Origin of the sequence: Geobacter argillaceus (assembly GCF_007830735.1) — a bacterium.
Lineage (GTDB): Bacteria > Desulfobacterota > Desulfuromonadia > Geobacterales > DSM-12255 > Geomobilibacter > Geomobilibacter argillaceus.
The window spans coordinates 37,532-51,212 of the sequence record NZ_VLLN01000004.1; the positions used below are offsets into that span (position 1 = coordinate 37,532).

10 protein-coding genes are annotated in these 13,681 nt (G+C 54.4%); 7 read left to right on the forward strand and 3 right to left on the reverse strand.

All coding sequences use genetic code 11. The annotated features are described in order from the left end of the window. Positions 1–271 precede the first annotated feature (271 nt). On the forward strand, positions 272–1,684 hold the full coding sequence (locus JN12_RS04255) for a sigma-54-dependent transcriptional regulator (protein WP_145018698.1): 1,413 nt from the start codon (positions 272–274) through the stop codon (positions 1,682–1,684). A gap of 105 nt (positions 1,685–1,789) precedes the next feature. Here the strand turns inward: JN12_RS04255 and JN12_RS04260 are convergent, their stop codons facing one another. Next, on the reverse strand, positions 1,790–3,352 hold the full coding sequence (locus JN12_RS04260; RefSeq protein WP_145018701.1) for a cytochrome c3 family protein: 1,563 nt from the start codon (positions 3,350–3,352) through the stop codon (positions 1,790–1,792). 597 nt (positions 3,353–3,949) lie between these two features. Here JN12_RS04260 and JN12_RS04265 point away from each other — a divergent pair. From JN12_RS04265 to nrfD, 6 genes are all read left to right on the forward strand, one after another. Then, positions 3,950–4,567: a cytochrome c3 family protein gene (locus JN12_RS04265; protein WP_145018703.1), complete on the forward strand. Its 618-nt coding sequence runs from the start codon at positions 3,950–3,952 to the stop codon at positions 4,565–4,567. A 29-nt stretch (positions 4,568–4,596) separates the two neighbouring features. Continuing rightward, positions 4,597–5,523, forward strand: coding sequence for a 4Fe-4S dicluster domain-containing protein (locus tag JN12_RS04270; RefSeq protein WP_145018706.1), 927 nt, complete (start codon positions 4,597–4,599; stop codon positions 5,521–5,523). An 18-nt stretch (positions 5,524–5,541) separates the two neighbouring features. Next, entirely contained in the window at positions 5,542–6,834 is a 1,293-nt protein-coding gene (gene dsrP, locus JN12_RS04275; RefSeq protein WP_145018709.1) for a sulfate reduction electron transfer complex DsrMKJOP subunit DsrP, read from the forward strand. Positions 6,835–6,968: 134 nt separating this feature from the next. After that, positions 6,969–7,466, forward strand: coding sequence for a cytochrome c3 family protein (locus tag JN12_RS04280; RefSeq protein ID WP_145018711.1), 498 nt, complete (start codon positions 6,969–6,971; stop codon positions 7,464–7,466). Continuing rightward, positions 7,463–8,236: a 4Fe-4S dicluster domain-containing protein gene (locus JN12_RS04285; RefSeq protein ID WP_145018714.1), complete on the forward strand. Its 774-nt coding sequence runs from the start codon at positions 7,463–7,465 to the stop codon at positions 8,234–8,236. The genes JN12_RS04280 and JN12_RS04285 overlap by 4 nt, the downstream gene beginning before the upstream one ends. A 2-nt stretch (positions 8,237–8,238) precedes the next feature. Continuing rightward, positions 8,239–9,531 (forward strand): NrfD/PsrC family molybdoenzyme membrane anchor subunit, encoded by a 1,293-nt coding sequence (gene nrfD, locus JN12_RS04290; protein ID WP_145018717.1) that lies wholly within the window; start codon positions 8,239–8,241, stop codon positions 9,529–9,531. Positions 9,532–9,614: 83 nt separating this feature from the next. Here nrfD and JN12_RS04295 read toward each other — a convergent pair whose 3' ends face one another. Further along, the gene (locus JN12_RS04295) at positions 9,615–11,471 is read right to left on the reverse strand and encodes a DUF2339 domain-containing protein (protein WP_145018720.1); all 1,857 of its coding nucleotides are present in this window, start codon (positions 11,469–11,471) and stop codon (positions 9,615–9,617) included. 364 nt (positions 11,472–11,835) lie between these two features. Further along, entirely contained in the window at positions 11,836–13,677 is a 1,842-nt protein-coding gene (locus tag JN12_RS04300; RefSeq protein ID WP_407925373.1) for a cytochrome c3 family protein, read from the reverse strand. Between the last annotated feature and the right edge of the window lie 4 nt (positions 13,678–13,681).

Consider the following 13,681-nt stretch of genomic DNA (forward strand, 5'->3'; position numbering starts at 1 on the left):
TGTAATGTATACAGGAATTTAGGTGAGGGGGTGGGGCAGGGAGGGATACCCTTTCTCAACCAGCTTGAATTGCGCAGTTTTTTGAATTTTTGTGAGTGTATGATAAATCATGCACCTGAGTTGAAACGAATCGGCAAGCGCTTCTGTCATGACAAATCAGCCAGTTCTGGCTGTATGGTGTGAAAATAATGATTAAAAAATGTTCAGTTATGTGGTAGGCTAAGTACAATAAATTGTGGAGCCTTATACCCGCTGACGCAGGGAGAAGAGAATGGGAACTGTACGCATAATGGTGGTTGACGATGAGGCGGTGATCCGCGAGGGGCTCCGCCGTATACTTGAAGGCGAAGGTTTTATGGTCGAGACCAGTGCCAGCGGGCAATTGGCGTTGGAACGGCTTCTGGAGGTCGATTTCGATCTGGTGATTACCGATCTTAAGATGCCGGGCATGAGTGGCATGGAGGTTCTCGGGACCCTCCGGTCGCTTCGTCCCGACATCCCGGTCATCATGATCACCGGGTACGCCATGGTGGAGACCGCAGTGGAGGCAATGAAACACGGAGCTGCGGACTACATTGCCAAGCCGTTCAAGCCGCAGGAGATTCTTGCCAAGGTGATCAGTGCCCTGGAAACGAGCACGACCAGTCTGGACGAGTCCTACCTGACAAAAGAGCTAAAGGACTCCCATGGCTTTGGCCTTTTCATTGGAGAGAGTCGGGAGATGCAGAAGGTTTACCGCCGCATCATGCAGGTCGCCCCGACGGACAGCACGGTGCTGGTGACCGGCGATAGCGGAACCGGTAAGGAGCTGGTGGCCAAGGCCATTCACGCCAACAGCCAACGGCGGAACAATCCGTTTGTGGCGGTGGATTGTACGTCGCTGGTGGAAAACCTGCTGGAGAGCGAACTGTTCGGACATGTCAAAGGTTCATTCACCGGGGCGATTCAGACCAAGACTGGTCTGTTCAAGGTGGCAGACGGTGGTACCCTGTTTTTGGACGAAGTGGCCAACATCAGCCTGACCACCCAGGCAAAGCTGCTCAGGGTGCTTCAGCAGCGGGAGGTTACCCCGATTGGCGGGACCAGCCCGATTCCCGTTGATATCCGTCTGGTGGCTGCAACGAACAGAAATTTGCGTGTCCTGGTACAAGACGGTACATTTCGGGAAGATCTCTTCTTCCGGCTCAACATCATTCCCATCGAAATGCCCCTCTTGAGGAACCGCAAAGGGGACTTGCCGTTACTGGTACGGCACTTTCTGGTAAAATATGCAGAAGAGATGGGTAAGGAGGTCCGCGGACTCGCTCCCGATGCCATGGCCGCCCTTGACCAGTACCAGTTTCCGGGTAACGTGCGGGAGTTGGAGAATATCATCCAGCGCGCCGTGGTCCTTGCTGAGGGTGAGATTATACGGCGAGCCGATCTGGAGCTTCTCGATGAGGAAGCAACCCTTCCCCGTTCAGGCAACTACGTGCCGTATACAGCGGACCAGTTGAAGGAAAGCAAGCGACTTCTCAAGGAGCGGACCATTGAGCCCCTGGAAAAGGCTTTTGCTCTGCAGGCCTTGGAGCGGAATGACTGGAACATCACCAGGGCAGCCGAGGAAACCGGCATGCTGCGCCCCAATTTCCAGGCACTGATGAAGAAGCTCGGCATCTCGTCGCGGGGGTGCCAGAGCATCTGAATATGATTCATGCTGCCGTTTTAAATACGTAGCACACAAAAGCAGCCCCCGGATGATCTCCGGGGGCTGCTTTTGTGTTGGCTGTACGTCTTTTCGGGAAGCGGGTCAGTGCTTCTTGGCTTCACCGTGCTCAGCGGTTTTTCCCTCTCCAGGGACGTCGTGACCTTCTGCCATGTGACAGTCACTGCAGTTGGTCCTGTTTATTTCGTCGCCGATATCCACCGGGTGGACAAAGTTCTTCGGCGTGGTACCGGCTGGGACGTTCTCCTGAACCTGCTTCAGGATGGTATGACAGAGGTTGCAGTCCTTGGAGATGACTTTGCCTTCGGCATTCTTGTGCTTGCCGTCGTGGCAGCGGAAGCAGCCCGGCGTATAGAAATGGCCGATGTGGTTCGGGTAGGTGCTCCATTTCACCTTCATGGCCGGGAAGAAGTTGCGCTCGTAAACATTCTTCACATGCTCAACTGCTTGATTGATGGCTGCAGCTTTTTCCTGGGCGACTTTAGGATACTGCTTGGCATAGTAGGCCGGAATTTCGCTGGCAATGGTGGCGAATCCTTCCTCTTTGGTCTTGTATGGCCGGTTCAGAATCTCCACGGCTACCTTCTTGATATAGGGGAGCGATGGGTCGATATGGCCGGAGACGAAGTTCATATCCATCTCTTCCGCCGGTGAATGGTAGATATGGGTCGGCCTGTTGTGGCAGTCGGTGCAGTCCATGAGACGCTTCTTGCTGCTGGCAATCTGCTCCTTGGTGAGCGGGTTGTCGGTACTCATGTATTCGGTGATCTTGCCGTCATTACCGCTAACGGCGACATACGGGATGTCCAGCCGCTTCGGATCGCGGGAGATATAGTGAACTTCCCGGCCGATGTGCCAGTGGATGCCCATGGCGTTAGGAGTCTTGGGGGTACCGCCAATCCGGATCAACAGGTCAATTTCCCGCGGCGTGTTTTGCTCGTTAGGGGCGTAATGGTAAAAGTTTTTCTGGCGTCCGGCATAGAATTTTGCCGGCCAGTGGCAATGTTCGCAGGTATCCCGGGCCGGGCGTAGGTTTTCGATCGGCGTTTCAATGGTTTCCGGGTAGGTGTGGAAGACTACGGCGTAGAGCTGCTTCATGCCGGAGATCTTTGCTTTCACGTACCAGGCAGCTCCGGGGCCGACGTGGCACTCGACGCATTTTACCTTGGCATGGGGGGAGTTGCTCCAGGCGGTGTGCTCCGGAGTCATGACCGGATGGCAGAGCTCGCCGCAAAATGTGGTCGATTCGGTGAATTCATACCCCTTAATGGCAGCAACTGCGACTATGACCACAAACACGGCGGTTGCTACAACGAAGAAAATAAAAAGATGCCGTCTGGCCGGTTCATTCAGGTCGAGGCGGGGAAACTTCGGGATCTCCTCTTCAAGAGAAACCATCCCCTCTATAACTGCCTGACGTCGCTGGTTCCGTACCCGCCATGCCCCGATCGGTACCAGTAGAAGGCCGAAGATGAGCATTCCCGGGAAGATGAAATAGGTCATGATCCCCAGGTAGGCGTGTTCTACGCCGGTAATCACCTCAAGGGCGACGAAGCCGATGATCAGGCCGGTTGCGGTCAACGCCAGGATCATGCCGACAAGGCTGATCAGGTTCCAGGCGTATCCTGCTGTTTTGCGGATTGCCATAACTTCTCCTTCATTTGTAATCTAAAATAATCAGGATTCTGAATAAACAAGGAGACAATAACTACCCCAAATGAGCCATTTTGTCAAAAAATTTGGAGAAAAGTGTAACGGGATGTTTTTTGTTGCGCAATTCGGAAACGGTGAGCTTGATCCGAACATATTGTTTTTCTGTGAATGTAAAAGAGATTGCTTTGGTGGATAGCTTTTGCAATTATAATTAAATTAAGGTGTTAGCTCTTAAGTGGCCTTGGCGGTCAGGCTGTTTTTCCCTTTGGTCGGACGGTGTCCCGGTGGGCATTCATTCGCGATATAACTTTTTATTGTAACAATGTTCTAAATTAGTATATAGATGTAATGGCGCATCAATCATCGTTTCCAGCTGAATCTGCTTGTTGAATTATCTGGGCACAATTCGCAATTCGTAGATTGATAAAATACTATATAGGTTTAAACTTCGTTGAACGATTTGGGCATGAACTCTCTGGAAATACTTTCTTTTAAGCAGGTAACCGGAATCCGCTACGGTTATGACGCAAGAGGCAAGACCGCTCGTTAATCACCGAGCGGTCATTTGTGCAGTACTCCTTTGAGGTGCCGATGAAGACGCAGAATCCTACTTGCCGCCTGCTGGTTCTTTTCACCGTGCTATTGGTGCTGTTTCTGTCTGCCACCCTGAGCACTGCGGCCAAGGGAAAAAACTTCGACCATTCAGGGAAACAATTTGCTACCGAAAAAACAGCAGCCGAACAACTCCGCACCTACGACATAAAGAACCGACCGCCGGAGAAGAGCTATCCCGTGCCGCGCCCTCCCTTTTCCGACGATTTGGTCTTCCCCTGCACCCAGTGCCATGCTCGCTTGCAGCCTCCTAATGCGAAGCGCCGGGTCTTGACCGAGTGGCACACTGATATCGTTCTGCATCACGCCGAAAGCCAACGCTGGTGTTTGGACTGCCACAACCTGAAAAACCGCGACAAATTGCGACTGGTCTCCGGCGAACTGATCGACTTTACCGAATCATATCGGTTGTGCGGCCAATGTCATGGTGACAAGTTCCGCGACTGGAAGGTTGGTGTCCATGGCAAAAGAACGGGCTACTGGAACGGCGATAAGCAATACCTTCTCTGCGTCCACTGTCACAATCCGCACGACCCGAAGTTCAAACCGCTCAAACCTCTGCCGCCGCCGGAACGACCGGGCAACACACGGCGCTGATCGGAACCTGTTTCCGTGGAGTTGGATTCATGTCAGATATTCAGAAGCGCGCTATGCACGTCCGGCAACAGTCACGCCGAAAGTTCCTGAAAGGTCTGGCAACCGGTGTAGGTTTTCTGCTGTTGCCAGGCAGGGATGCGTCGGCTTCGGTGTGGGAGGAGTTCTTCCAGAAACATTTTCGGGAACTCTCCAGAGATGAGGTCAAGAGCGTTATCGCCCGCCTCGAAAAGGAGTACAGTCGGCAGTATGGCAAACAGGTCACGGTCAAGACAACTCCGCCTATCGAGGGGGTTCTTTACGGCTACGGACTTGATCTCTCCCGCTGCATTGGCTGTCGGCGCTGCGTCTATGCCTGCGTGAAGGAGAACAACCAGTCGCGCAGCCCGCAGATTCACTGGATCAGGGTCCTGGAGCTGGACAAGGAAAAAGGGGTCGATCTGTCCCATGCCGAACACTATTACAACCCTGTAGAGGTTCCTCAAAAGGGGCATTTCTATATGCCCGTCCAGTGTCAGCAATGTGAAAAACCGCCCTGCACCAAGGTCTGTCCGGTGCAAGCGACCTGGAAGGAGAACGATGGGATTGTCGTTGTCGATTACAACTGGTGCATCGGTTGCCGTTACTGCATGGCGGCCTGCCCCTATGGTGCCAGGCATTTCAACTGGACCAAGCCCGGCCTTCCGGCAAAAGAAATGAATCAGAACACCCACTACCTCGGCAATCGTCCACGCCCCAAAGGAGTGGTGGAAAAATGTACGTTCTGTATCCAGCGCACCCGTGAGCAGCCGGGCCGTTATCCTGCCTGCGAGGAGGCCTGCCCCGTCGGTGCCCGCAAGTTTGGCAACCTGCTTGATCCTGAGAGCGAAATGCGCTACCTGATTGAGAACAAGAGGGTTTTTGTTTTCAAGGAAGATCTTAACACACAGCCAAAGTTCTACTATTTTTACGCGACCTGACCGTCCCGGGAAACAACTATGAAAAATATCTGGTCCTTTTTTAAAGGCACTCTGGTGCTGGTTTCCAAGGGGAGCACGCCTTACTATTGCTGGATTTTATCCTTATTGGGATTGATGGCCGTTGGTGCCGCAGCGTACCTCCGTCAGTTGGATGAAGGTCTTGTTGTTACCGCCATGAGGGACCAGGTTTCCTGGGGCTTTTACATCTCCAACTTCACCTTCCTGGTTGGCGTGGCAGCGGCAGCAGTGCTGCTGGTGATCCCGGCGTATGTCTACCATTGGAAACCGATCAAAGAGATCGCCGTGCTGGGGGAACTGCTGGCCGTATCGGCAATCGTCATGTGCCTTCTTTTTGTGACCGTCGACATAGGTCGACCCGAGCGGTTCTGGCACCTTATTCCCCTGCTCGGCCGTCTCAACTTTCCCCAGTCGCTGCTTGCCTGGGATGTGGTGGTGCTCAATACCTATCTGATGCTCAATCTGACTATATCGATCTACATTTTGTACAACCTCTACTACAAACGGGAGCCGAACAAGAACTTCACCACCCCGTTGCTGCTTTTCTCGATTCCCTCCGCAATTTCAATCCACACGGTGACGGCCTTTCTCTACAACGGACTTGGTGCACGGCCTTTCTGGAATTCATCGATACTGGTGCCGCGTTTTCTCGCTTCCGCCTTCTGCTCCGGTCCTGCATTCATGATCCTGATCTTCCTGCTGGTGCGCAAGTACACCAGGTTCAAGATCGAAGACGCGGCCATCCAGAAGGTGGCCGAATTGATCGCCTACTCAATGTTCATAAATCTCCTGCTCCTGGGGGCTGAGGTCTTCAAGGAATACTATACGGCAACGGTCCATCTGGCTCCCATGCAGTACCTTTTCCAGGGGTTGCATGGGTATTCGGCGCTGGTTCCCTGGATCTGGACGGCGATGGCTTTCAACGTCACCGCCTTCCTGATCTTCCTGGTTCCCGGAACGCGGAAGAACAATGTAACCCTGGTTATCGGCTGCATCCTCGTGTTCATAGGTGTTTATATCGAAAAAGGGATGGGCCTGGTGATTCCCGGATTTGTTCCCGATGTCCTGCACGAGATTTACGAGTACGCTCCGACCGGCACGGAGATGTTGCTCTCCTTGGGGATCTGGGCCACCGGACTCTTTGTCTTCACCATGCTGCTAAGGGTGGCCATTCCCATCTTGAACGGTGATTTCCATGTTGCGGACGACGGCATTGGTTTCTATATCGGCGATCAGATGTTTATTGTTCAAAAGAGGGCGGAAGAGAGTGTGGAAACATCGGGAACAATCTGAACAATCTGAACAATCTGAATTCCGGGATACGACTCTGATTAATATAAGCAATTCCTGTTGTACTGCAGGAACTAACTAGATCGAATTTCATTAAGTGATAGCTGTTAACCACTAAAGCCAAGGGGGAGCGGAGAGTGAAAAGTCACGTCTGGCGGCCACTATATGTGGTCATTGCGTTTGTCGTCGCGATTCTGGTGTTTCGGTACTTTTATATCCCCAAAGACTTCGGCTCCGGTGCCAGGGGCTTCATGTACGCCTTCCACCGGAAATCCAATGAAGCGGAGTGGAAAAAACAGCCCGTGAAATACCGGGATACCGGCAAGCAGAAGATGCATGAATACTGCGGCACGTGCCACGGTAAAGAGGTCAAGATTCGTAGCGAAGATCTGCACGGCATCATTCCCTGTGAAAACTGCCACGGCCCGGCGCTCAGGCATCCTGAGGAGCCGAGGAAGCTGACCATCGACCGCAGTCGTGAACTTTGCCTGCGCTGTCATACCAGCCTGCCCTACACAACAAGTGAGCGCAAACGGATCCCCGGCATTGATCCGAAAACACACAACGTTGGCTTGGAATGCGTTTTTTGTCACAACCCACACAACCCGAGGCTGGCGGACAGGAGGGGACAATGAAGAGGCGAGATTTTATCAAGAATTGCATCGTGGTCATTGCCGGTGCCTCGGTCCCCCTCTCGGCCCTGGTAATGGTTGATCCCAAAAAGGTACTGGCCGCAAATCCCGAAATACAGTGGGCCTTCCTGATAGATACGACAAAGTGCGTTGGTTGCGGATTCTGTGTCAAGGCATGCAAGACCGAGAACGACATCCCCTTTAACGCCAATGTCACCCGTACCTGGGTGGAGCGCTACGTCTTCACCATGGATGACCAGCGCTATGTCGACAGCCCGAAAGGGGCACTCTACGGTTTCACCGATTCGCGGGTCGACCTTGGCATGGGAGAATTCAAGGAGATTGACCCGCACAATGTCGGCAAGGCATTCTTCGTCCCTAAACTCTGCAATCATTGTGCAACCCCTCCCTGCACCCAGGTATGTCCGGTCGGTGCCACCTACAAGACCGATGACGGCGTGGTTCTTGTCGACAGAACCTGGTGCATAGGGTGTGGCTACTGCATCATGGCCTGCCCCTACGCTGCCCGTTATTTCCACCCCACGCTCAAGGTCGCCGATAAATGCACCTTCTGCTATCACCGTATCACCAAAGGGCTGGAAACGGCCTGCGTCAACGCCTGTCCCTTCGGTGCCCGCAAGATGTGCAACATCCACGATATCAACGACCGGAACACCCAGGTCATCCTGAGAGAACGGGTCGGGGTCCTTAAAGATGATTTCGGAACCAAGCCTCAGGCCTTCTACATCGGCCTTGCCCAGGAGGTACGCTAGCCATGCTCGATCAGGTTGCTCAACAAGCGCTGCAGGTACACGGTGAAGCATGGACGGTCAAAGAACTTTTTGTCCTGCCGAACGAATATATCTACTGGTCGATCCAGATCGTCATGTACCCGTTCATGACCGGTCTGGTGGCGGGGGCATTCGTCCTTTCCTCCCTCTATCATGTCTTTCATGTGGAGAAGCTGAAGGAGATCGCCAGGTTTTCCCTGGTCTTCTCCTTTGCCCTGCTCCCTGTTGCCATGATGCCTTTGATGCTGCACCTGCAGCAACCCTTCCGCGGGATTAACGTGCTGATGACGCCGCATTTCACCTCGGCAATCTCGGCCTTCGGCATCGTGTTCCTGACCTATGCGTCGATCGTTGCGACCGAACTGTGGCTGGTCTATCGGCAGCATTTCGTGCTTTCTGCGCAGGCGTTGCAGGCCAAGCAGAACCGCGGCGTGATGGACAGCGCCTTCCTGTCGCTTTTCAATTGTCTGACCCTAGGCGCCCGTGACCTTAGCCACGAAGCCATCGAGAAGGACCACAGGGCCTGCACGAGGATGGCGGGCATCGGCATCCCGGTCGCCTGTTTTCTGCATGGCTATGCCGGCTTCATCTTCGGTTCGGTCAAGGCCAACGCCCTCTGGATGACGCCACTGATGCCGGTCATCTTCATCTGTTCGGCGGTTGTTTCCGGGGTTGCCCTCTGCATCCTTTGCTATGTGCTTGTTCAAGAGATGCGCAAGTTCATGGCCAAGCGGAAGATGTCCCGCTGGGCCAGGGAGGCCAGTGCGCCAACCTTTGCGGAGCTTGACGCTAACGAGCATGAAGAGGTCATGCTTGCCTCCAACTACCTGCTCTACTTCATGATCGGTGCCCTGACCCTGGAAATACTGGACCTGATTTTTCGTGGCTATACCCAGGTCAAATCCTGGGATATCCTGCGCAAGGTCATCATGGAGCGTGATTTTTTCAAGATATTCATCCTTCAGTACACGATTGGCAATGCTGTGCCGTTCCTCATGATGTCCCTGCCGGGAAGGACGGTCCGCCGCACCACACTTGCCACTGTCCTGGTGTTGTTCGGCGTGTTCATGATGCGGTACAACGTGGTTATCGGAGGCCAGGCCTTTTCGCTGAGTTTCGCCGGATTCATGGAATATCATCTTCCCATCATTCCGGAGGACTGGGAGACTTTCAAGGAGGGGTTGTTCGGGGCGTTGACGGTAGCAGCGACTCCCTTTGTCATCTTCTATTTCATTAACAAGGTGCTGCCGGTTTTTGGCATGAAGGAATCACACTGAATCATCTGTTCGGCTGAGAACAAACAAAGGCACTCTCTTTTCGGGGAGTGCCTTTGTTGTTGCAACACGGTAAATGAACTCAGTTATGGATCCGGCCCGTTCAGAGGAGGACTGGACTCTTTTCCCCCTTGCCATTTCCCCAGCGCCACTGACTCCAGGGCAGCGGCTAGGCCGAAGGAGAAAACACTCACTACCAGCGGCATGCCTTGAATGCCGATAAGGTCCGAGAGAAAAACCTTGGCTGCTCCTACAACGGTGACAAGAATGGCGATGTTGCGCAGTTCCTTGTTGCGCTGCCGGAACGCAATGAACATGAGTACGATTGCGGATAGATTGATTATTGTCGACTGGGCGCTGCGGAACGGGAAGTCGGCGGCACCCGGGCCGCTGCCGAGGAGTTGTTGCATGATAACTCGCAGGAAGAAGAATGCACTGACGAGTGCTGCGAGCAGAGGGATGGCACCGCTGCTGTCTCGTGTGTCCAGGCGGGTGAATATTTCCGAAGTGGTAGGTGGGGGGGTCTTGCGGCAATGGCGGTAATGGAACAGACCGATGCCTGCTACGATGAGGGCAGCTGCTGAACCCATGTATGGCTGTGCACTTGTAGGCCGGGAGAATAGTACCAGGGCGAGTACCACGGCAGCATAGGCCTGGAGGAGGTACGAGCTGAGACGGACACCGCCACTTTGCCAACGGCTGGCAACGTAGCATAGGCCACAAGCCATGCCCGACAGGATAGGCAGCGCGGGCAGGGCATTGCCAAATGCCACGGGTAGCGCCATTGCGAGGAGGACTGTGCCGGCTACGACGAACGAGTTGGTGCCCGGTGCCCGCTCCAGGTGCCGGCTGGCCAGCCAGGCGCCGAGACCGATATGGAACGCTGCAGCAACAATACAAATGATTCCCAGGGCAGATTTGCTCCCCATCCCGGCACCGACCACATAGTAGGCCGCGGCAAAACTCCAAATGACGTTGATGGTCGGTAGCGAGAAGTCGAAGCGGGCGATACGGTTACTGCCGCTGCGAAGAATGCCGAAGATGGCAATGGCCAGGTATGCTGCTACCAGTGCGACGAGCGCCGGAATGAACCACGTGGGGGCCAGCTCAGGCGCTGGTTGCTGCTGTCGGTAGAGGGCGGTGCCGAGTCGCAGCGCCCAAAGGTGGAGCATGGCAAGAGTCACGCAGAGAATGATCCAGCGCATCCAGGAGCACCGTTTGATGCGTGCTGCCAGGCAACCGAGCACGTTGGCAGTGACCAGGATCATCGCCAGATAGGGGAAGAATGGATGCGGGTAATCGATGGCGGCTCCGGCGAGGCACATGCTCATGGTTCCCACTGAGATGGGGGTGAAGGCGTTATACCGGTAGCTGACAACGGCCATGGCTACACCGGTGGCCATGAGGGTGAAGTAGGCCGGTACCAGAGGCAGCGACTGGAAACGGGCGTGAGTTTCGACGACGATTGTGCCCATCAGCGCAGCCCCGCAGGCGGCAAACACGGGGGCAAGGGGGTTGCCCCGGTGAAAGAGGTACCAGCCTGTCAGCATCAGTGCGGCTGCGTAACCCATGCCGATTCCTGAACCGGTAAGGTTATTGATCAACCCTGCATCGGTAATGGTGCGCAGGATAAGAGCAACCACCAGCAGGAAACAGAGGGTGGCCAGTCGCGGCAGGAGAGAGGCTTTCCCTGCCCAGGTGAGCAGTTCTTCGGTAACTTCTGATGGGTCGGAAGGTTGGGGCGGAATCTTTTTTTCGGTCTTTTCAGAGAAGACTATATAAGGCGAAGCAGTATATGGTGGGGCTGCCGGAAGCACAGTGTCCAAAGGTTCGATCGGTTGCTCCCGGCTCGTTGACAGAAGGTCTACCCTCTGTTTGAGTGCCTGAAGTTCGGTGGTCAGTTCATTGACCTTTTGTTCCAAAGTCGACAGCGCATCAGCCATGATTTATTTTCTCCCCCTCCAGGTCGTCTGTTGTCAGGATGGCGGTGGTTGTGTGTAATATAAAACACCGGTTAATATATTTAGCGTAATTATTATAGGGTGTTGAGCTATTTTACTTGCGGATAAAAGTTGTTATTTATATATTTTATAACGTAATTTATTGTTTGTAAAGGCTGGAGAACGGTGGCTTTCTTGTCCGAGACAAACCAGTCGCCTCCGATTCCGGGTCGGCCAAGGCCAATATCCTAAGGATGACCCGTTGATGCCGGTTGTTTTTATCCGTACTGCGAATAAGCCGGTTGAAACGAAAAAGGGCTGCCAAGTGGCAGCCCTTTTTCGTGCAGTTATGGGAGCGGAGAGGATGTCAGTGACCGCCGCCACCTCCCAGGAAGGCGATCAGCATCAGGGCCACGAGGCCGAGCCCGATGAAGAGCGCAGTGAAGCCGAAGCCTTTTACCAGGAAGTCATAGATAATGCCGCTGTTATGCTTGTTGGCAAACTGCTCGGTAATCCCCTCGGTTTCGTATCGTTTCCATTGATCGCCACGCTCCTCGATCATCTCTTCCTTGGCGATCTGGCCGTTGAAGATGACAAAGTCCATGGGGAACTTCTCCGGCCGGCCGTGGGTGTTGAAGAAGTGGACTGTGAAGATGAAGCCGGTAGCCAGCAACGCCTCGTCGGAGTGGATAATGGTGGCCACGTTGAACATCCAGCCCGGCAGGAATATGCCGAAGAGCTCGGGGAACCAGAGCATCAGGCCAGAGCCGCCGATGGCAAACATACCCCAGAAGACGGCGATGAAGTCGAATTTCTCCCAGTAGGTCCAGCGTTCAAAGGTCGGTTTCGGTCCCCGGAAGAAGAACCATTTGACCATGTTGGTCACGTCCTGTATGTCCCGCAGGTTGGGGCAGAGCGAATCGGGTCCGAAGAGCCGCTGGAAGAAGTTCCCCTTCACCTTGGTGCTGAAAAGGAGGAAATTGATGCTCATAACCAGCGCCATGCCGAAGTAAACGAAGGTAATCCCTGCACAGTAGCGGTGGATCTGGCCGGCATGGGGCGAACCGCCGTACAATCCCATCATGTACTTGGCCCACGCCTGGTCGCTGAACTTGAGCGGCAGGCCGGTGAGGGAGAGGCCGAGGAAGCTGGTGATGACCAGGATGTGCATGAAGATGTGAATCCGGTTGAAACGGCGGTACTGTTTGTGCGGTTCGCTGATCTCGTGGTGAACATGACCGCTCTGCAGGGCTACTGCCTTTTCCCGGTTTTCCACAAAGCCGCGGAACATCCAGAGGAGGGTATGGACCCAGAAAACGGCGAAGGTGCCGACCAGGAGGCCGGTCATGCTGACGAAGGTATAGAAGAGTATCGGATATTGTTCCCGGTCGTGCTCGCCGTGGGCGTAGAACTTGGCAAAGAGCGGGGTGGCCTTGGTGTGGCATGCCTGGCACATCTTCACGAGGTTCTGGGGATTGATGGTGGATTTCGGGTCGTCTTTCGGCAGCACCTGGTGAGCGGAGTGGCAATCGGCGCAACCGGCCACCTTTTCGGGGAAGCCGAGACGGTAGTTCTTGCCGTGGTAACTGGCCAGATAAGAGGCAACGGCAACGGTCGGCACGTTGTTCCGTTTCATCATCTTTGCGTCGGCATGGCACTTCATGCAGACCTTGGTATGGAATTCGCGTTCGGAGTGGGATCCTTTCGGTCCCAACGGCCTGATGTCGTGCAGGTTGTGGCAGTCGTTGCAGGCAGCGGAATCCTGATTGCCGGCGGCTACTGCCTTGCCGTGGATGGACCCCCGGTAGACGGCCTCCTTGTCGTGACACTGGATGCATTTCGCTACTACTTTGCGCTTGTCTTTTTTCCAGTAGGTATGGGTATGGATGTCGGTGTGGCAGTTGGCGCAACGGACATCGTTCTGGACGTGGACGCTATTGTAATGCTCGGCGTTTTCTTTCTTGTGGCACCGTTCACAGGCAACCTTCTGCACCTTGATTTCTCCCCGCATATGTTTGGGGAGATCGGTGATGTCCACGTGACAGCTGGTGCAGGCGTTTTTGCCATGCACCGATGCGGCGAAGCCGGCAATGGAAATTTTGTTGCTGTGGCAGCCAAGGCAGGTTGCCGGGTCGATGGCCATGCCCTGTTCGGCAAAGGCAGGCAGGATAGCGGTCAGGAGCAGGACAGGGAGCGAGAGCAAGATCATACGC

Excerpts from the sequence above, each read along its gene's own strand:
- JN12_RS04255 (WP_145018698.1), top strand. The coding sequence starts at position 272 with ATGGGAACTGTACGCATAATGGTGGTTGACGATGAGGCGGTGATCCGC.
- JN12_RS04260 (WP_145018701.1), bottom strand. The coding sequence starts at position 3,352 with ATGGCAATCCGCAAAACAGCAGGATACGCCTGGAACCTGATCAGCCTT.
- JN12_RS04265 (WP_145018703.1), top strand. The coding sequence starts at position 3,950 with ATGAAGACGCAGAATCCTACTTGCCGCCTGCTGGTTCTTTTCACCGTG.
- JN12_RS04270 (WP_145018706.1), top strand. The coding sequence starts at position 4,597 with ATGTCAGATATTCAGAAGCGCGCTATGCACGTCCGGCAACAGTCACGC.
- dsrP (WP_145018709.1), top strand. The coding sequence starts at position 5,542 with ATGAAAAATATCTGGTCCTTTTTTAAAGGCACTCTGGTGCTGGTTTCC.
- JN12_RS04285 (WP_145018714.1), top strand. The coding sequence starts at position 7,463 with ATGAAGAGGCGAGATTTTATCAAGAATTGCATCGTGGTCATTGCCGGT.
- nrfD (WP_145018717.1), top strand. The coding sequence starts at position 8,239 with ATGCTCGATCAGGTTGCTCAACAAGCGCTGCAGGTACACGGTGAAGCA.
- JN12_RS04295 (WP_145018720.1), bottom strand. The coding sequence starts at position 11,471 with ATGGCTGATGCGCTGTCGACTTTGGAACAAAAGGTCAATGAACTGACC.
- JN12_RS04300 (WP_407925373.1), bottom strand. The coding sequence starts at position 13,677 with ATGATCTTGCTCTCGCTCCCTGTCCTGCTCCTGACCGCTATCCTGCCT.